5 protein-coding genes are annotated in these 20230 nt (G+C 66.5%); 4 read left to right on the top strand and 1 reads right to left on the bottom strand.

Annotated elements, in window-relative coordinates:
- The first annotated feature begins 122 nt into the window (after positions 1-122).
- Positions 123-14888, top strand: a complete 14766-nt coding sequence (locus JDV09_RS07805; protein ID WP_221368700.1) for a BTAD domain-containing putative transcriptional regulator — start codon at positions 123-125, stop codon at positions 14886-14888.
- Between the two features lie 77 nt (positions 14889-14965).
- Here JDV09_RS07805 and JDV09_RS07810 read toward each other — a convergent pair whose 3' ends face one another.
- Positions 14966-15766 carry a crotonase/enoyl-CoA hydratase family protein gene (locus tag JDV09_RS07810; protein ID WP_221368556.1) on the bottom strand — a complete coding sequence of 267 codons (801 nt, stop codon included), beginning with the start codon at positions 15764-15766 and terminating at the stop codon, positions 14966-14968.
- Positions 15767-15834: 68 nt separating this feature from the next.
- Here JDV09_RS07810 and JDV09_RS07815 point away from each other — a divergent pair, with 68 nt between their 5' ends.
- The 3 genes from JDV09_RS07815 to JDV09_RS07825 are packed head-to-tail and all read left to right on the top strand — an operon-like array spanning position 15835 to position 20230.
- Positions 15835-17487 (top strand): medium/long-chain-fatty-acid--CoA/3-oxocholest-4-en-26-oate--CoA ligase, encoded by a 1653-nt coding sequence (locus JDV09_RS07815; RefSeq protein ID WP_221368557.1) that lies wholly within the window; start codon positions 15835-15837, stop codon positions 17485-17487.
- Between the two features lie 54 nt (positions 17488-17541).
- The gene (locus JDV09_RS07820; RefSeq protein WP_221368558.1) at positions 17542-18663 is read left to right on the top strand and encodes an NAD(P)H-dependent flavin oxidoreductase; all 1122 of its coding nucleotides are present in this window, start codon (positions 17542-17544) and stop codon (positions 18661-18663) included.
- 22 nt (positions 18664-18685) lie between these two features.
- On the top strand, positions 18686-20230 hold the full coding sequence (locus JDV09_RS07825) for an acetolactate synthase large subunit (protein WP_221368559.1): 1545 nt from the start codon (positions 18686-18688) through the stop codon (positions 20228-20230).

The following is a 20230-nucleotide window of genomic DNA, read 5'->3' on the forward strand; positions in this document are numbered from 1 at the left end:
CGACCCACCCGGGCCCCGGCAATCGCGCAGCGGTCGGGCCCGTCGACCGGGACCTTTACCGGACCTTGACCGTGTGGTGAATCCGCCCGCCGACCATCGAAAGCGTGAGTACGCTTTCTTCGGTGGAGCTGGGGGTTCTGGGTCCTCTGCAGGTCCGGCAGTTCGGTCTGCCGGTCGCGATCCCGGGCGCCAAGCCACGCGCCATCCTGACGATGCTCGGGTTGTACGGCGGTGCCGTCGTTCCGGGGGACACGCTCGTCGAACTGCTGTGGGGGACGGATCCACCGCGCACCGCCGCCAAGGCCCTGCAGACCCACATCTCGGCCCTGCGTCGCGCGCTCGGGGACGGCTTCGTGCTGACCCAGGGGACGGGCTGGACCCTGAACACGGCCGACATCGACGCCATCGGCTACACGACGGCCGCCGCACAGGGTCGCGCCGCCATGGATGCCGGGGACGCCGGCGAAGCGGTGGCCCGCTTCGACGACGCGCTGAAGCTGTGGCGCGGCGCGCCCGAACTGCCCGACGGCCGGCGTGGGGGAACCGAGCGGACCCGCTGGGTAGAGGGGCATGCGGCACTGGTCGAGGACCGGGCCGATGCGCTGCTGGCCACCGGCCGGGCCGCGGAGCTGATCGGCGAACTCGAAGCCGCGATCGCCGACGCGCCGTTACGCGAGCGGCGTTGGGGCCAGCTGATGCTCGCCCTCTACCGTGCCGGCCGGCAGGGCGAAGCCCTCGCTGCGTTCCAGCGGGTCCGCGCGCTGCTCGCCGACGAGTTGGGGGTCGACCCGGGACCGGATCTCCGTCGGCTGGAATCCAAGATCGTCGTCCAAGACGCATCACTGGAACTTCCTGTCCTCGAACACGTTTCGTCCGTCATGCGGGCGGTGACGTTCCTGCTGACCGACATCGAGGGCTCCACGGCCGCGTGGGAGTACGACGCGGAGGCCATGGGGGCGGCGCTCGCCCGTCACGACGAGATCGTCGAGCAGGTAGTCACATTCGGCGGTGGGCGCCTGATCAAGACCCGCGGCGAGGGTGACGCGACGTTCTCGGTGTTCGACCGCCCGTCGGGAGCGGCCGCGGCCGCCGTCGAGTTACAGCAAGCGATCGGCCGCGAACCGTGGGCGCTCGTCGAACCGATGCGGATCCGGATCGCCCTGCACACCGGGGAGGTCGAGTTCCGGGACGGCGACTACTTCGGTCGGGCCGTCAACCGGGCGGCGCGGCTGCGATCGCTGGCCGTCGGCGGGCAGACCCTGTGCTCGGGGGCCACCGCCGAACTCGTCATCGATTCCCTGGCCGACAACGTCGTGTTGGCGGACCTGGGGATGCGCCAGCTGAAGAACCTGGCACGCCTGGAGCACGTGTTCGAGTTGCGTCTGGAACGCGCCGACGATTTCCCCGTTGTCGCCGCCGACACGGCGCTGGACCGGCCGGGCCTGCCGGCCGTGCTGACCGGACCCGGCCCGTTCGTCGGCCGCGGCAGCGAACTCGAAGGGCTGCTGGCGGCGTGGCAGACCGCGCTCACCGCAGGCGCGCACGCGGTGCTGATCGCCGGCGAACCGGGCGTCGGCAAGACCCGGCTTGCCGGCGAATGGTGCCGTCAGGCATACGGCCTGGGCGCTGTCGTCGTGTACGGACGCTGTGATGAGGATCTGGGGGCGCCGTATCAGCCCTTCGCCGAGGCGTTGCGGACGCTGGTTCCCTGCCTGGGCGCCGATCGGCTACGCGGATTGCGCGGCGTCGAGTCGCTGCTTCCGCTCGTCCCGGCCCTGACCGACGTGTTACCCGACCTGGCCGCGGCGCCCCGCGCCGCCCCCGACGCCGAGCGCTATGCGCTGTTCGACGCCGTCGTCGCGCTGCTGGGCATCGCCTCGGCGAGTGCGCCGATCGTCCTGGTTCTCGATGACCTGCATTGGGCCGCCAAACCGACGCTGCTGCTTTTGCGTCATCTGCTCCGCTTCGGAGAGCAGGCTCGTGTGCAGATCGTCGGCACCTACCGCAGCACCGACCTCGACCGTGCGCATCCGCTGGCGGCGATGCTCGCCGATCTGCACCGCGACGGCTCCGCCACTCGCCTCGCGCTCGGCGGCCTCGACGTGGACGACGTCAACGCCTATGTCGCCGAAGTCGGCTACGACGACGAAGAGCTGGGCCGCGCACTGGCGTCGGTCACCGGGGGCAATCCGTTCTTCCTCATCGAGGCTCTGCGGCACGTCGACGAAAGTGACGGTCGTTGGGATGCGAACAGCCTGCCGCAGGGGATCCGGGAAGCGGTGAGCCGCAGACTTTCCCGCCTTGGCGACGAGGCCAATGCCGCGCTCGCCGCGGCCGCGGTGGTCGGCAGCCGGTTCGGCATCGAGCTCGTCGAGCGGGTGGTCGAACGCGACCTCGTCGATGCCTTCGACGAGGCCGGCAAGGCGGGCATCGTCATCGAAGAACCCGGCGGCCGATACCGGTTCAACCACGCGCTCGTGCGGCAGTCGCTACTCGCCGAACTGCCCTCCGTGCGGCGCATGCGACTGCATCAGAAGATCGCTGCAGCCCTGGAGGCCGAACCGGGCACCGACGATGAACTCCTCGCCGAACTCGCCTACCACTACTTCGAATGTGCGTGGGCGGGCAATGCGGGCAAGGCCGTCGAGTACTGCCGGCGGGCCGCGGATCAGGCGATGGCGCGCCTCGGCTACGAAGGCGCGGCCGACCTGTACGACAAGGCGCTGCACGCACTCGAGGAACTCGACGAGGAACTGCCCGACCGCGACGACCAGCAGGCCGAGCTGTTGGTGGCCAGGTGTGAAGCGCTGCTGGCGGCCGGCGACGTGGCGTCGGCGACCGGAGCGGTGGCACAGTTGCGCTCGGCTGCCGGTGATTCCGCCCGGATCGCGGCCTGGGGAGCGTGTTTCGACGGACAGTTGTCGATGCTGACCGACCCGGAGCGCCTTGACGAGATCGAGGTCGCATTGGAGGCGGCCGCTGCAACGCTGGCGGCGCTGGAGGACGCGGCGGGGGAGGCCAAGGCCCACACCGTACGCGCCGGGTGTCTGGCCCGCCTCGGGAGGGTGGGCGACTGCGAGGCCGCGCTGGACCAGGCGTTGACCGCAGCCCGCCGGGCGCGCGAACACCGGCGGGTCAACGCCGTCCTGGCCGGGGCACCACCGGCGGCACTGTGGGGTCCCAACCCGGTTCCTCGGGCTGGCGGGCGGTGTCTCGATGTCGTGCGGCTGCTGCGGATCACCACCGGTTCCCCGGTCGTGGAGGCGACATCGACGCGGTGCCAGGGCGTGCTGGATGCACTGCGCGGGCGCGCCGCGGCGGGCCGCCAGCTGATCGACTCAGCCCGGCGCACGCTCAGCGAGCTGGGCATGCGGCATGCGGTGCTCGAAGTGGAGCAGTTCGCCGGCATCGTCGAGTTGGTCGCCGACGATGCGACTGCCGCCGAGCGGCATCTGCGGAAGGCCTACAACGGCTTTCGCCGCATGCGCCTGGATGCTGACACCGCCGAGACCGCCGCGTTGTTGGCGCGGGCCTGTCTCGCGCTCGACCGGGATGCCGAGGCCGACGAATTGTGCACGGAGAGTGAACGGCTCGCCGGACACGCGTTTAAGGCCGCGATCGCCTGGCGGACGGTTCGGGCGCAGCTGCTGGCGCGGGCAGGCGAACACGGTGAAGCGCGGAGGGTAGCCGAAGAGGCGGTCGCCATCGCCGAGCGCACCGACGCACTGGTCGATCACGGCGACGCGTGTCTGGCGCTGGCAGTGGTGCTGGGTGCTGCGGGTGACGCTGCTGGCGCGCGGGTGGCCGCCGAACGGGCGCTGGGGCTGTATGAGATGAAAGGTGCTGCGGCGCTGGCGGAGAAGGCTCGCCGCCTGCTGGGTGAGCAGCCTGTGCCGGCCGTTCCTGCGCCGACCGAGGCGGCAACCACGAGGACCGAGAATGCGTGCTTTCAGGCAGGACGCCGGATAGTTGATGCCGTCGAACGCCAAGCATGGGGCGAGGTGAAACAACTTCTCGCTCCTGAGGTCCATTTCGAAAGTCGGCGGTTGATCGTCGGCGTCGCGCCACGGAAACGCTCGTTTGACCAATGGCGGCACGAGATGAGTCGCTATATCGACCTGGGTATGATTCGCTACCCGCAGACACTCGTCGCGGCACGGGGCGAGCGACTTGTACTCGTCAGGCTGTCGACGCGAACCAACGATGCCAGCCTCGGCGCCCCGCAGGACGAGTTCCTCCAACTGGCAGGCATCGACGACGAGGGCAGGATGTTCCTGCAGATGTGGTTCGACATCGATGACCTCGACGCCGCGATCGCTGAGATGGACAGTTTGCAGGCGCGGTTCGAGACGGAGAAGCGTCGACCACGGCTGGAGAACTCCGCGACACGTGCCGATAGCCAGGCATACGCGTTGTTCGCCGGCGGCCACCTTGATGAGATCGGTGCGCTGTATGCCGACAACCTTCACTTCGAAGATCGCCGTAGAGGGCTTCGCCGGGAGAGTAACGATCGCGAGACTGCACTCGAGAACGTCCGTACGATAGCCGATATCGGTGTGGTCGTTACACATACGCCTCTCGCCCTACGCGGGGATCGCCTCAGTGTGAGCCACGTACGGTTTGAGGAGCGCGACCGGCAGGTCGGCGCGTTCTTCGCTGAATCGCTGGAGATCAACGAGGTCGACACGGATGGCTTGATGGTGGCCAGAGTGGTGTTCGACCTGGACGACCTCGACGCTGCCATTGCCGAGCTCGACGACCGCTATCTCGCCGGTGAAGCGGCGCCGTATGCGCACGCATGGTCGGTCGTTGTAGGGGCTTACGCCGCGTTCAATCGGCGCGAGATCGCCGCGACGTCGCCGGGCTGGGTGAACATCGACCACCGGCGCGGGGCAGCATTCGCGCCGGGGCATATGGCCGAATACCTCTCGGCAGCCTGGGCCGACTCGCCGGACACCAGAATTTTCGTCGACGCAGTGCATCGGCTGAGTGAATTCGGCGCCGTCGTCACTCACGCGGCGAAGGGAATCTCGCAGGCCGGCTTCGAGGCGGAATGGCGAGACGTCAACTTGCTGACGGTGGAAGGCGATCTGGTCACCCGCAGCGAGTTGTTCGACGCAGACGACCTCGACAGGGCGCTCGCAAGGTTCGACGAACTCAGCTGTCCTGCAGTCGGGATCAGCAATGCGGCAAGTGTTGTCTACGAGCGTCTCTGGAGGAATTTCGCAGCGGGTGACTGGGACACCGTCGCAGACCTGTTCGCCGAGGGCGTCACCGATGAGGACCGCCGGCGGACGGTGCACGCCGGAATGAAACGTGGCAGGGATGTTCAGCTGGCAGACTTGCGCCGACTCGCCGGTATCGGGGCAACCGTGTCGGCGACCGTCCTTGCCACCCGCGGGCAACGACTCGTGCTGGATCGTCTCCGCACCTCGAGCGGCGACCTGGTTCGCGGCGAGATCCTCAACATCATCGAAACGGATTCCGAGGGCCGGATCGTGGCAGGGGTGATCTTCGACAACGACGACCTCGACGCTGCGGTCGCCGAACTCGACGTCCGCTACCTGGCCGGGGAGGCGGCGCCGTATGCGGATGCATGGTCGGTCATCACGGACGCCTACGCTGGGATGACGCGGGGCGAGGTGCCCAAGACGACGGCGGACTTGGTGAATGTCGACCATCGGCACGTCGCCCCGATGGCACCCGACGAAGGGATCGCCTATCTCCACGCGTCGTGGGACCTCGCTCCGCAGTTCAACCTGTACATCGAGTCCGTGCACCGTCTCAGCGACCTGGGCGCGGTGTTCACCCGGTCATCGAGGGGGACTTCCCGGGAAGGCTTCGACGCCGAGTGGCGTGCGATCGACGTCGTCACGGTGGACGCCGATGCCATCAGCCGCGGCGAGATCTTCGACGAGTCAGACCTCGCGGCGGCGCTGGAGAGGTTCGACGAACTCAACCGACCGGCGCCACGTCTGGAGAACGCGGCGAGCCGACTTGTCAAGCGTTACTGGTCGTACTATCCCGCCCGCGACTGGGACACCATGGCCGAGATACTGGCGCACGACTTCAACGCCGAAGATCGCCGTCGGGTGGTGAACGCAGGGATGCAGCGCGGTCGTGACGCCGAAATCGCAAACCTGCAAGTGATGACCGGTCTGGGCACCAAGAACGCGCTCTTTACGGTGATCGCGACCCGCGGCGAGCGCGTCGCACTCACCAAGTGCCGCATGGTCGGCCGCGACCAGGGGCCCGGGGCGTTCCACTCCGAAGCGTTCGACGTCGTCGAGATCAATACCGACGACACGATCGCCGGCCACGTTCTGTTCGACCTCGACGATCTCGACGCGGCCTTGGCGGAACTCGATGTCCGCTACCTCGCGGGTGAAGCCGCGCCGTGTGCAGACACATACTCGGTGATCGCGCAGGTTTTTTACGCGGTGAATCGGCTCGAACTTCCTGCCGCGGCGCCCGGCTTCGTGGACATAGACCATCGGAGTGTCACGGGGGTCGAGTCCGGTGGTTTGCAGGCTTACCTGCGAGCGGCTTTCGACGACCTCACCGAGAACTGCTTGTACGTCGAATCCGTCCATCGACTGACCGAGGTCGGAGCGGTCGTGACTCACGTGGCGAAGGGCGTATCGCGCGAGGGACTCGACGTTGAGTGGCGCTTGACCGATGTCTTGACGATCGACGGCGATCTCCCCAACCGCTGTGAGCTCTTCGACGAGGCCGACCTGGGCGCTGCTTTGGCGCGGTTCGACGAAATCAATCGGCCAACCCCAATCCTGGAGAACGCGGCGAGTCGCCAATACCGACGCTTCAACGCCTGCGATATGAGTGGCGACTGGGAAGGCCTGGCCAAGACCATGGCCGACGACTTCATCGCGGATGACCGCCGCCGATTGGTCGGGACGGGGCATCAACCGGGTCGCAACGCAGCGGTCGAACATATGCGGTTCATTGCCGGCCTTGGCGTCAGGAATGCTTCGTCGACCGTCATCGCGATCCGAGGGGACAGCCTTGCCCTCATGCGGAGCCGGTTTTGGGGTCGCGACGAGCCGGATGCGTTTGCTGTCGAAGTGCTCCACATGGTCGAGATCAATGCAGCGCAACAGATCACCATGTTTGCCGCGTTCGACCTCGACGACCTCGACGCGGCGTACGCCGAACTCGATGCTCGGTATGTCCTGGGAGAAGCGGCCGGGTATGCGGGCACGTGGTCCGTTATTGCCGGAGCCTTCACCGCGTTCAATCGGCACGAACTTCCAGCGACGACGCCTGATTGGATCAACATCGACCATCGTCCCGTCATAGCCGTCCCGGAAGGAGGTCTTTATGCCTCAGTGGATGACCTATGGGATCTCACACCAGATGTTCGGATGCGCATCGAAGCCGTGCACCGGCTGACCGATCTGGGGGCGGTGGTGACCTACGCGGCGAGTGGAACGTCGGGAAACGGCTTTGATGTGGAGTGGCGCGAGGTCAGCCTCTCGACGATTACCGGCGGCCTGGTCGACCGCTGCGAAGTCTTCAGGCTCGACGATCTGGACGCTGCACTCGCGACATTCGACGAACTCAGCGAGCCTGTGCGGCGGCTGGAGAACGCGGCGAGCCGAACGTACGAGCGCTGGTTGGCGACGTACGGGGCTCGCGACTGGGACGCCATGTCGGACGTGATGGGCGAAGGCATCGTGCACGACGATCACCGTCGCGTCGTCAATGGCGGCACTCAGCGCGGTCGAGAAGCAGTGATCGCCAACATGCGCGCCATCGCCGACGTCGGGGTCACGAACATCGAGCCGCATGTCATCGCGACCCGCGGGGAGCGCCTCGCGCTCGCTCGCCAACGGGTGTCAGGCGACAAGCGGCCCGACGCGTTCGGTTCAGACGTGCTGATCGTTATCGAAGTCGACGCCGACAGCCGGTTCGTGGGCGGCGTCGCGTACGACCCGGACGATCTCGACGCTGCATTCGCAGACCTTGATAGTCGATTCGGCGCCAGCGAGGCGGCCGCGCATGCGGCGGTGTGGTCCGTCGTCAAACGGAACATCGCCGCATTCAACCGGCACGAATTGCCTTCGTTCACCCCGGGCATGGTGAATGTCGACCACCGCAGGGTGATCGCATCCGCCCCCGGCGACCTTGCTGCATATGTGCACGCAACCTGGAAGCAGACACCGGACCTGAAGCTCTACATCGAGGCAGTACATCGGCTCAGCGACCTCGGTGCGGTGTTCACCTACGTCGCGACCGGGACCACGAACCAGGACTTCCAGGCCGAGTGGCGGGGAATCTCGTTCTCGACCATCGACGGCGACCTGATCAGCCGCAGCGAGCGGTTTGACGAGGACGATCTCGACACCGCGCTGGCCAGATTCGATCAACTCAGCCGTCCAGCAGGATCTCTGGAGAACGCGGCGAGCAGAAGCTATCAGCGTTGCAACGCCTATCTTGTTGCGCGCGACTGGGACGCCATGGCCGAAATGGTGGCAGAAGACGTGTGCACCGATGATCGTCGCCGAGTCGTCAGCGGCGGCATCCGACGTGGTCGTGCCGCTCAGATCGCGGACATGCGGGCCGCCGCCGACGTCGGGGTCACCTACGTCGACGCGGCCGTCGTCGCCACCCGAGGCGACCGCCTCGCGCTGATCCGTGCCCGCGTTTCGGGCGGTCCCCGCGATGACGCGTTCGGTATTGAGATTCTGACCGTCTACGAAGTCGATGCAGACGACAGGTCGGTGGCTGCCGTGCTGTTCGATCTCGAGGATTTCGATGCCGCTATCGCCGAACTCGAGTCCCGTTACCTCGCGGGGGAAGCCGCCCCATTTGCGAGCGGCTGGTCACTCTATGTGCGGTCATACGCCGCCATAAACAGGCGCGAATTACCCGAGGGGTCGCAGGATTGGGTGAACGTCGACCACCGAAAGTCGATCGTATCCGCTACTACTGATATGGCCGCATATGTGCGGGCCACATTCGATGAGATGCCCAGCCTCAGCATCTATGTCGAGGCCGTTCATCGGCTGAGCGACGACGGCTTCGTCGTCACCCATGTGATGAAAGGCTTGTCGAGGGAAGGGTTTGAGGCGGAGTGGCGTGAAGTTGTCGTTGGCGTTGTGAATGACGACCAGACCCATCACAGTGAGCTGTTCGACGTAGAAGGCCTCGACGCCGCACTAGCGAGATTCGACGAATTGAGTCGCCCCGCCCGGCGGCTGGGAAATGCGGCCAGCCGACTGTACGACCGCTCGAACGCGTGCCTCATGGCTCGCGATTGGGACACCGTGGCGGAAATGGTTGCCGACGACATCTTCATTGAGGACCGCCGTCGAGTGGTGAACCTGGGCATCGAACGTGGTCGCGACGCCGTGCTGGCGGATATGCGGGCCATCGCCGACCTCGGAGTCAACAACGTCGAGCGGTCCGTCATCGCGACCCGCGGGAGCCGACTCGCACTTGCTCGTGCGCGGCTATCGGGCGATGGGCGGTTTACCGAATACGAAGCCGAGGCGCTGAACCTTGTCGAAATCGACCCCGAAAACCGCATCTCAGCCGTCGTCGCATTCGATCTCGACGACATCGACGCGGCTGTTGCTGAACTCGATGCCCGGTACGTGGCCGGCGAGGCTGCTCCCCACGCACGGACATGGTCGGTCGTCTCGGGCGCGGTCGCCGGAATCAACCGCCGCGAACTCTTCCCGACCACACCAGACTGGGCGAACATCGACCACCGGCGGCTTTCGTCGATCGGGCACGGTGAGCTGGTCGCGACCTTCCGCGCAATGTGGGAACTAGTGCCAGATCTGGTCGGCTCCATCGACGCCGTGCATCGTCTGACCAACGTAGGGGCGGTCATCGCCGCAACCGGCTACGGGACCTCTCAACAGGGTTTATGCGCCGAGTGGAGCATGATCGCCATCTTCATGGTCGATGGCGACCTGATCTCTCGCCATGAGCTGTTCGACGAATCTGACCTCGAGGCCGCGCTCACCCGATTCGACGAACTCAGCCGGCCCGCGCCGCGGCTGGAGAACGCGGCAAGCCGACTGAACGAACGCTCGAACGTTTGCCTGATGGCTCGCGATTGGGACGCCATCGCGGAAATGCTTGCCGACGACATCGTCCATGAGGACCGCCGGCGAGTGGTGAACATGGGCATCCAACGTGGTCGAGACGCCGTGCTCACGGATATGCGGGCCATCGCCGACCTCGGAGTGAACAACGTCGAGCGGTCCGTCATCGCGACCCGAGGGAACCGACTTGCACTTGTTCATGCCCGGGTATCGCGCGATGGGGGGTTTACGGAATACGAACTCGAGGTGCTGAACCTCGTCGAAATCGACGCCGACAACCGGATCGCAGCGGCCGTCTCATTCGATCCCGACGACATCGACGCCGCCTTCACCGAACTCGAAATGCGTTATCTGAAAGGCGAAGCAGCGGATAACGCGCGCGTGTGGCGAGTCATTGCGCGGTTCTATGCTGCGGTCAACCACGGCGAGCTTCCGCCGACGACGAAGGACTGGGTGAACGTCGATCGCCGGCGGGGTGTGGCAATGTCGCCAGGCGACTTGGAACCCTTCCTCAATGCAACGTGGAAGGATTCACCGCAGACTTCGTTCTACGTCGAAGCGGTGCATCGGCTGAGCAATCGCGGCGCCGTCGTCACCCGAATAGCGAAAGGGACCACGCGAGAAGGCTTCAGCGCGGAATGGCGACAGGTCGGGATTTCAATGGTCGAAGGCGAGGCCATCAGTCACAGCGAAATCTTCGACGAGGCCGACCTCGCGGCCGCACTAGCCCGTTTCGACGAACTCGACGGTATCGCGCTCCTCGACAACTTTGCGACACAGGTAGTCCGAGAGATGGCGGTCGCCTTCAATGGCTGTGATCTGGAGGGCTATCTAGGTGCGCACACGGCGGATTCTCGATGCGATGATCGTCGAAGAGGACTTCGCAACAAGGGCCCAATTGACATGGTCTACGGGCGCGCCTTGTTCGAGCGTGCCGGGATTTTCCGGGCGGAGGTCGAGGTGGTAGCGATTCGGGGACGCTACCTGGCGCTCAGTCGCCTCGCTTTCCGCGATGTCGACGAGGTCGATCGCCCTGTGGCAATTGATGCGTTGGTGATCCACGATGTCAACGTAGATCGGCTTGTGACGAATGAGGTGATCTTCGACCCGGACGACATGGACGCTGCCCTCGCCGAACTCGACACCCGGTACATGGCAGGCGAAGGCGCGTCCTTTGCCGACACGTGGTCGGCCATCTCGCGGATGTACGCCGCACTCAACCGCCGCGAACTCCCCGCGACGACCCCAGGCTGGGTCACGGTGGATCACCAGCGTGGCCGAGCGTTCACGTTCGCCCCCGGAGAAACCGCCACAAACATCCAGGAATCCTGGGCCCAACTGCCGACCGGCAGCATCCGCGTCGAGGCCGTGCATCGGTTGAGCGCCCACGGCGCCGTCGTCACGCATTCCGCACATGGGACATCTCAAGAAGGCCTCGACGTGGAGTGGCGATGCATCAACGTTCTGATGGTCGACGATGGATTGATCGAACGCTGTGAGCTCTTCGGCGAGGCCGACCTCGACGCCGCCCTCGAGTGTTTCGATGAGCTGGGCCGTAAGAGGGATCTGGGCAATGCGGCGACCCGGGTCGGCGAGCAATTGACGGCTGCTTTCGCAGCCCGCAACTGGGAGGCCATGGCCGGCCTGCTGGCCGACGGTCTGTACAACGAGGACCGCCGTCGAGTCGTGAACGGGGGGATTCGGCAGGGTCGGGACTCTCTACTGGAAGATATGCGGGCGGCTGCCGACGTCGGTGTCTCCCGTTTCGAGTGGACCTCCATCGCGACCCGTGGGGAGCGCCTGATCCTCGTACGTGCGAAAACGCGTTACGACGAGCGGCCGGGGGCGTTTCACGTCGACAACCTGGCAGTCGCAGAGCTCGACGCCGACGGGCGGATCGCGGCCCAGGTGATCTTCGAACCTGACGACATGGATGCGGCCGTCACCGAACTCGACGCCCGGTACATGGCAGGTGAACCCGCCGCCCTCGCGAACATGTGGTCACTCGTCACCCAGACGTATGCCGCGTTCAACCGGCACGAGATGCCCAAGACCAGGCCGGACTGGGTGAACATCGACCACCGGCTCGGGGTCGGGTTTGCTCCGGGCGCTATGAATTCCTACGTCAGCGCCTTTTGGGAGCAGGTGCCGGACATCAGCACCCGGATCGAGGCGGTGCACCGGCTGAGCAACCTGGGAGCGGTGTTCACCCACACCGAGAGGGGCACCTCGCAGGAGGGATTCGACGCCGAGTGGAGTGAAATCGCCTTGCTCACGTTCGATGGCGACGCAATCAACCGCTGCGAGCTGTTCGATGAGACCGATCGTAAGGCCGCTGTCGCGAGATTCGACGAACTCGATGCCCGATGGCCCGGGCTCGAGAATATCGCGATCCGGGTCCGGGATCGTGTCGTGGCGGCATCGAACCTTCGCGATCTCGAAGCGGTAGTTGCATTGCATCACAACGATGCTCGATTCGACGATCGGCGCAAGAGTCTGCGGAATGTGGGTCACATTGACCGCAATTTCCTTCACGCGGTGTTGTTCGATGCACCCGCGAGTTGGCGGTTGGCGGCAGAACCCGTCGCGATCAGGGGAACTCGCCTTGCATTGACCCGCGACAGGTTCCGTGACACCGATTCCGCTGGAGAGCGGATCACGGTCGAGTTCTTGATGATCACCGAGGTCTCCGGTGAGCTCGTCTCCTACGTAGGGGTTTTCGACCCAGATGACATCAACGGTGCGATCGATGAGCTCACCGCCCGCTGGATCGCGTCCGGAGAAGTCGCGCATCCCGAGATCATCGAGGCGATGCGCCCGTTCGCTGAAGCTGCCAACCGTCATGACTGGGACGCGCTGGCTGCGAGGCATGTCGGCGCGTCCTATGTCAACCACCGCCAGCTCGCCAGCGGAGCCGGCACAGCCGTCGAAGACATGTCGTCACTGAGGATGCTGGCGTCGCTCGTCCCCGACCTCAGATTCGAGGTCGCTGAGATCCTCGCGTGCTCGGCAACCGGCGTCCTGAGCTATGTCGTTGTGAAGGGCACGTCGACCGACGATGTCGCGGTCGAGCTACCTTGGATCACCATCATGGTTTTCGATGGCGATCGCGCCATCCGCGCCGAGACGTTCGATGCCGACCAACGGGACCTCGCGCTGGCCCGATTCGACGAACTCAGTCGGTCAGTTCCCGGGCTGGAGAACACGGCAAGCCGAGTGTTCGAACGGATCTGGGCGCACTGCACCGCCCGCGAATGGGGCGCAGTCTCTCGACTGCTGGCAGATGACCACCACAGCGACGACCGTCGCCGGGGTGTAGGAGCAGGGCTTCGTCATGGGCGCGAGGCCGAATTGGCAGACCTGCAACACATCGCCGAGTTCGGGGATTTGGAGATGACCGCGCGGGTCCTCGCGATCCGCGGCGAGCACTTGGCCTTGTGTCACCACCACGTCTCTCGGCATGACCAGTTGCTGGGTCCGCTCGATTGGGATCTGCTCAGCATCGTTGAGATCAACGGCGAGGAACTGCTCAAGGCCGCCATCACGTTCGACGTCGACGACGTCGACGCCGCCTTCGCCGAACTCGAGTCCCGGTACCTCGCTGGCGAGGCGGCGGTGCACGCGCACGCGTGGTCGGTGATCACGAACGGAACCGCCGCGTTCAACCGGCGCGAAGTGCCTCCGACGACACCGGACTGGGTCAGCATCGACCACCGGCATGTGGCAGCTTTTGCTCCAGGCGACTTCTTCACATTCGTTCGTGCCACGTCTGACGTCGTGCCGTACATGCACCGCTCCGTTGAGGCCGTGCACCGACTGACCGATTTCGGCGCGGTCGTCAGCGGGGTTGCGAACGGGACCTCTCATATGGGCTTCAATGCCGAGTGGCGAACTGTCGTATTGGTGATGATCGACGGTGATTTGATCAGTCGCTATGAGCTGTTCGACGAGACCGACCTCGACGCCGCCCTTGCGAATTTCGACGAGCTCAGTCGGCAAGCACCCCAGCTGAAGAACGCGGCGAGTCGGGCATGGTCAGGCCTCATTGCTGCGCTGAACCGGCGTGATAACGAAAGGTTCCTCGCTGGGATCTCTCCCGACGGCAGATTGGACGACCGGCGAAAGGGACTGACTGTCGTTATGGACGGCGCCGAGCGGCAAAAGGCTTTTCGCGAGATCTTCAAGGCACCGACGAGTTGGCAATTGGATGTGGAGGGCTTAGCCGCCAGAGGTTCTCGGCTGGCGCTGACGCACGTGACGACCCGAGATACCAGCGATGTCGACCGGCCGATCACGGTCGAAGTTCTGACCGTCGTCGAGGTGGGCGATGGCGAACTTGTGCGAGACACCGTGACCTTCGACATCGACGACGTCGACGCCGCCTACGAGGAACTCGACGCCCGGTACCTCGCCGGCGAGGCGGCGCCCTATGCGAACACCTGGGCGGTCTTGGTCCAGAACCTGCGCGCGGTCAACCGGCACGAACTCCCGGCGTGGACGCCGGACGCGGTCAGCATCGACCACCGCATAGTGGCACCGATCTCGCCTGGCGATCTGCCCGCCTTCCTCAATGCGACTTGGGAGACGACGCCGGATGTGAAGTTCTCGATCGACGCCGTGCATCGGCTCAGCGAGCGCGGGGCGGTCCTCACCATCGCAGCCGTTGGCGCGTCATCAGAGGGCTTCCAGGGTGAGTGGCGGGGAGTTCACATCTCGATGATCGATGGCGATCGGGTCTGCCACAGCGAACACTTCGACGAGGCCGACCTCGACGCCGCGCTGGCCCGCTTCGACGAACTCAATTCCGCCTAGCAGCCCCGTCGCCGAACTCGCATTCCGGCAGGCCCCTTCTCACACTTTTTCTGCCGGAATGCCAGTTCGGCGGAAGGCTACTTCATCTGGAAGTGGGGGGCGCGCTTCTCCTTGAACGCCCGCGGGCCTTCCTTGGCGTCCTCGGACAGGAACACCGGGATGCCGTTGGCGGTGTCGGGCTTGAACGCCTCCTCCTCGTGCATGCCCTCGGTCTCCCGGATGGTCTTGAGGATGGCCTGCACGGCCAGCGGCCCGTTGTTGTTGATCACCTCGGCGATCTCCAGCGCCTTGTCCAGCGCGCTGCCGTCGGGCACCACGTGGCCGATCAGCCCGTACGACAGCGCCTCGGCGGCGGTGATGTGGCGTCCGGTCAGCAACAGGTCACACGCGATGGTGTACGGGATCTGGCGCACCAGTCGCACCGCCGACCCCCCCATCGGGTACAGGCTCCACTTCGCCTCGGAGATGCCGAACTTCGCGCTCTCCCCGGCGACCCGGATGTCGGTGCCCTGCAGGATCTCGGTGCCGCCCGCGATGGCCGGGCCCTCGACGGCGGCGATCAGCGGCTTCTTGAGCCGCCGTCCCTTCAGCAGGGCCTCGATCTTCGACGGGTCGTAGCTGCCGTCCTTGAACGAGTCGCCCGGCGGCTTGGCCGTGGCGGCCTTGAGGTCCATGCCCGCGCAGAAGTACCCGCCCGCGCCGGTCAGGATGCAGGTGCGGATCTCCGGATCCTCGTCGACCCGGTTCCAGGAGTCGACCATGATCGAGAGCATCTCGGTGGACAGCGCGTTGCGGGCCTCGGGCCGGTTCATCGTGACGATCAGCGTGTGTCCGCGCTGCTCAACCAGGCAGTCGGGCTGCTTGTCGGTGTCGCTCACAGGTGTCCGCCTTCCAGCGTCATTGCCACAGACTTGTCACGAAATGTAACACGTTCTAATTTAGAGCCGTGGCCCTCAACATCGCCGATCTCGCCGAGCACGCCATCGACGCCGTGCCTGACCGCGTCGCCCTCATCGGCGACGACGAACAGCTCACCTATGCCCAGCTGGAGGAGAAGGCGAACCGCTTCGCCCACTACCTGCAGGCGCAGGGCGTCAAGAAGGACGACAAGGTGGGCCTGTACTGCCGCAACCGCATCGAGATCGTCATCGCGATGCTCGGCATCGTCAAGGCCGGCGCGATCCTGGTCAACGTCAACTTCCGCTACGTCGAGGGCGAGTTGAGGTACCTGTTCGACAACTCCGACATGGTCGCCCTGGTGCACGAGCGCCGCTACGCCGAGCGGGTCGCCAACGTGCTGCCCGAGACGCCGAAGGTCAAGACCGTCCTGGTGGTGGAGGACGGCACCGATGAGGACTACCAACGCTACGGCGGTGTCGAGTTCTATGCCGCGATCGCCGGGTACTCCCCGGAGCGCGACTTCGGGCCGCGCAGTGAGGACGACATCTACCTGCTCTACACCGGCGGTACGACTGGCTTCCCGAAGGGCGTCATGTGGCGTCACGAGGACATCTACCGGGTGCTGTTCGGCGGCATCGACTTCGCCACCGGTGAACCCCTCGCCGACGAGTACGACCTGTCCAAGCAGGCCGTGGCCAACCCGCCGATGGTGCGTTATCCGATCCCGCCGATGATCCACGGCGCCACCCAGTCGGCGACCTGGATGGCGCTGTTCGCAGGCCAAACCATCCTGCTCATACCGGAATTCGACGCCGACGAGGTCTGGCGCATCATCCAGGACCGCAAGGTGAACCTGTTGTTCTTCACCGGCGACGCGATGGGTCGGCCGCTGCTGGACGCGCTGCTGGCGCACCAGGGCGAAGCCGACCAGTACGACCTGAGCTCGCTGTTCCTGCTCGCCAGCACCGCTGCGCTGTTCTCCACCAGCATCAAGGAGAAGTTCCTCGAACTGCTGCCGAACCGGATCATCACCGATTCGATCGGCTCCTCGGAGACCGGCTTCGGCGGCACCAGCATCGTGGCCAAGGGGCAGTCGAACACCGGCGGTCCGCGCGTCACGATCGACAAGAACACCGTCGTGCTCGACGAGAACGGTGACGAGGTCGTACCCGGCTCGGGGGTGCGCGGCGTGATCGCCAAGCGGGGCCACATCCCGGTGGGCTACTACAAGGACCCGAAGAAGACCGCCGAGACGTTCAAGACCTTCAACGGGGTGCGCTACGCGATCCCAGGTGACTTCGCCGTGGTGGAGGCCGACGGCAGCGTGACGATGCTCGGCCGCGGCTCGGTGTCGATCAACACCGGTGGCGAGAAGGTCTACCCCGAGGAGGTCGAGGCCGCGCTCAAGGGCCACCCGGACGTGTTCGACGCCCTCGTGGTCGGGGTGCCCGACGAGCGGTTCGGCCAGCACGTCGCCGCGGTGCTGCAGCCCCGCCCGGGCACCCGCCCCACACTGGCCGACCTCGACGCGTTCGTGCGCAGCGAAATCGCCGGATACAAGGTGCCGCGCAGCCTGTGGCTGGTCGAAGACGTCAAGCGATCACCGGCGGGCAAGCCGGACTACCGCTGGGCCAAGGACGTCACCGAGGAGCGTCGCGCCGACGACGTCCACGGCAACCACGCGACGGTGACCTCCTAGGCAAGGAAACCGGGCAAGAAAACCGGGCGAGGAAAACCAGGCAAGGAAGACGACATGCGTACCGAGCTCTGCGATCGCTTCGGCATCGACTACCCGATCTTCGTGTTCACCCCGTCGGAGAAGGTCGCCGCCGCGGTGAGCAAGGCGGGCGGGCTGGGCGTACTGGGGTGTGTGCGGTTCAACGACGCCGACGATCTCGAGCACGTGCTGTGCTGGATGGACGAGAACACCGACGGCAAGCCCTACGGTGTCGACGTGGTGATGCCGGCCAAGATCCCGACCGAGGGCACCTCCGTCGACATCGGCAAGCTGATCCCGCAGGCCCACCGCGACTTCGTCGCCAAGACGCTGGCCGACCTGGGCGTGCCCCCGCTGCCCGAGGACGAGGAGCGCAACGAGGGCGTGCTGGGCTGGCTGCATTCGGTGGCCCGCAGCCATGTCGAGGTCGCGCTCAAGCACCCGATCAAGCTGATCGCCAACGCGCTGGGCTCGCCACCGGCCGACGTGATCGGGCAGGTGCACGGTGCGGGCGTGCCGGTGGCCGCGTTGGCGGGCAGCGCCAAACACGCACTGCGCCATGTGGACAACGGTGTCGACATCGTCGTCGCCCAGGGGCATGAGGCCGGCGGGCACACCGGCGAGATCGGGTCCATGGTGCTGTGGCCGGAGATCGTCGACGCCCTCGACGGGAAGGCGCCGGTTCTCGCTGCCGGCGGTATCGGCACCGGCCGACAGGTCGCTGCGGCGCTGGCGCTCGGCGCGCAGGGCGTCTGGATGGGCTCGGCGTTCCTGACCTCCGCGGAGTACGACCTGGGCGTGCGGCTGCCGTCCGGGCACTCGGTGGTGCAGGACGCGATGCTGGCCGCGACGTCGGCCGACACCGTGCGCCGGCGCATCTACACCGGCAAGCCGGCCCGGCTGCTCAAGAGCCGCTGGACCGACGCCTGGGACGCCGCCGGGGCTCCCGAACCGTTGCCGATGCCGCTGCAGAACATCCTGGTCAGCGAGGCACACCAGCGGATGAGCGAGTCCACCGACCCGAGCACCGTCGCGATGCCGGTCGGGCAGATCGTGGGCCGGATGAACGAGATCCGGCCGGTCGCCGACATCATCGCCGAACTGGTCGAAGGTTTCGACGAGGCGACCAATCGGCTGGACCGCATCCGCGAGGGCTGACGCGGCGGTATATCTGGGAGCTGTGAACGGTGCCCAGGCCCTGCTGACCACGCTGGTCGACAACGGCGTCGACGTGTGCTTCGCCAATCCCGGTACCTCCGAGATGCACTTCGTCGCGGCGCTGGACGCCGTTCCGGCGATGCGCGGGGTGCTGGCCCTGTTCGAGGGCGTGGCCTCCGGGGCCGCCGACGGATACGCCCGGATGACGGGCAGACCGGCCGCGGTGCTGCTGCACCTGGGCCCCGGACTCGGCAACGCACTGGCCAATCTGCACAACGCGCGGCGCGCCCACGTCCCGCTGGTCGCCGTGGTCGGTGACCACGCCACCTACCACAAGCGTTTCGACGCCCCGCTGGAATCCGACATCGATTCGGTGGCCGGCACGGTGTCGGGCTGGGTGCACCGGAGCCTGAGCAGCGCCGACGTCGGGGCCGACACGGTGTCGGCGATCCAGGCCGCCGAACGCGGCGAGGTGGCCACGTTGATCCTGCCCGCCGACGTGTCCTGGACCGACGGCGGCGGCTCCGCGGTCGCGCCGCCGCTGCCGCCGCCGCGGGTGGACGCCGACGCGGTCGGCGCCGCCGCGGCGACGCTGCGTTCGGGCGAGCCCGCGGTCCTGCTGATCGGCGGCGACGCGACCCGCCGACCCGGACTGTCGGCCGCGGTCCGGCTGGCACAGGCCACCGGGGCGCGGGTGCTGTGCGAGACGTTCCCCACCCGCCTCGAGCGCGGGGCCGGGGTGCCCGTGGTCGAACGGCTGGCCTACTTCGCCGAGGCCGCCGAGACCCAGCTGGCCGGCGCCCGCCATCTGATCCTGGCCGGGGCGAAATGGCCCGCGTCGTTCTTCGCCTACCCGGGCCGGCCCAGCGACCTGGTGCCCGACGGCTGCCAGGTGCATCCGCTGGCGGGGCATCGCGGGGCCGCCGTCGCGCTCGACGAACTGGCCGACGAACTCGCACCGGGCACCGTCGCGGCTGTGGCCGCGGCCCGTCGCCCCGAGCCGGCCACCGGTCCGCTCACCGTGGTGTCGTTCGCCGACGTCATCGGTGCTCTGCTGCCCGAGGACGCGATCGTCGTCGACGAGGCCAACACCTCCGGGGTGCTGCTGCCGCAAGCCATGGCGGGGGCCCCTGCGCACGACGTGCTGACGCTGACCGGCGGCGCGATCGGCTTCGGCATGCCCACCGCGATCGGCGCCGCGATCGGCGCCCCAGACCGGCCGGTGTTGTCGCTGGAGGCCGACGGCTCGGCGATGTACACGATCTCGGCGCTGTGGACCCAGGCCCGGGAGAACCTCGACATCACCACCGTCATCCTCGACAACGCCGCCTATCAGATCCTGCGCATCGAGCTCCAGCGGGTCGGCGCCGCGAACGCCGACGCACCCGGTCCGCGGGCGCTGGACCTGCTCGATATCGGGCGCCCCACCATCGATTTCGTCAAGATCGCCGAGGGCATGGGGGTACCGGCCCAGCGGGCGGACACCGCCGGGGATCTGGCCGCCGCGTTGCGCGACGCGTTCGCCGAACCGGGCCCGCACCTCATCGACGCGGTGCTGGCCGGCTGA

It is taken from the genome of Mycolicibacterium xanthum (assembly GCF_019710635.1).
Classification (GTDB): Bacteria; Actinomycetota; Actinomycetes; order Mycobacteriales; family Mycobacteriaceae; genus Mycobacterium; species Mycobacterium xanthum.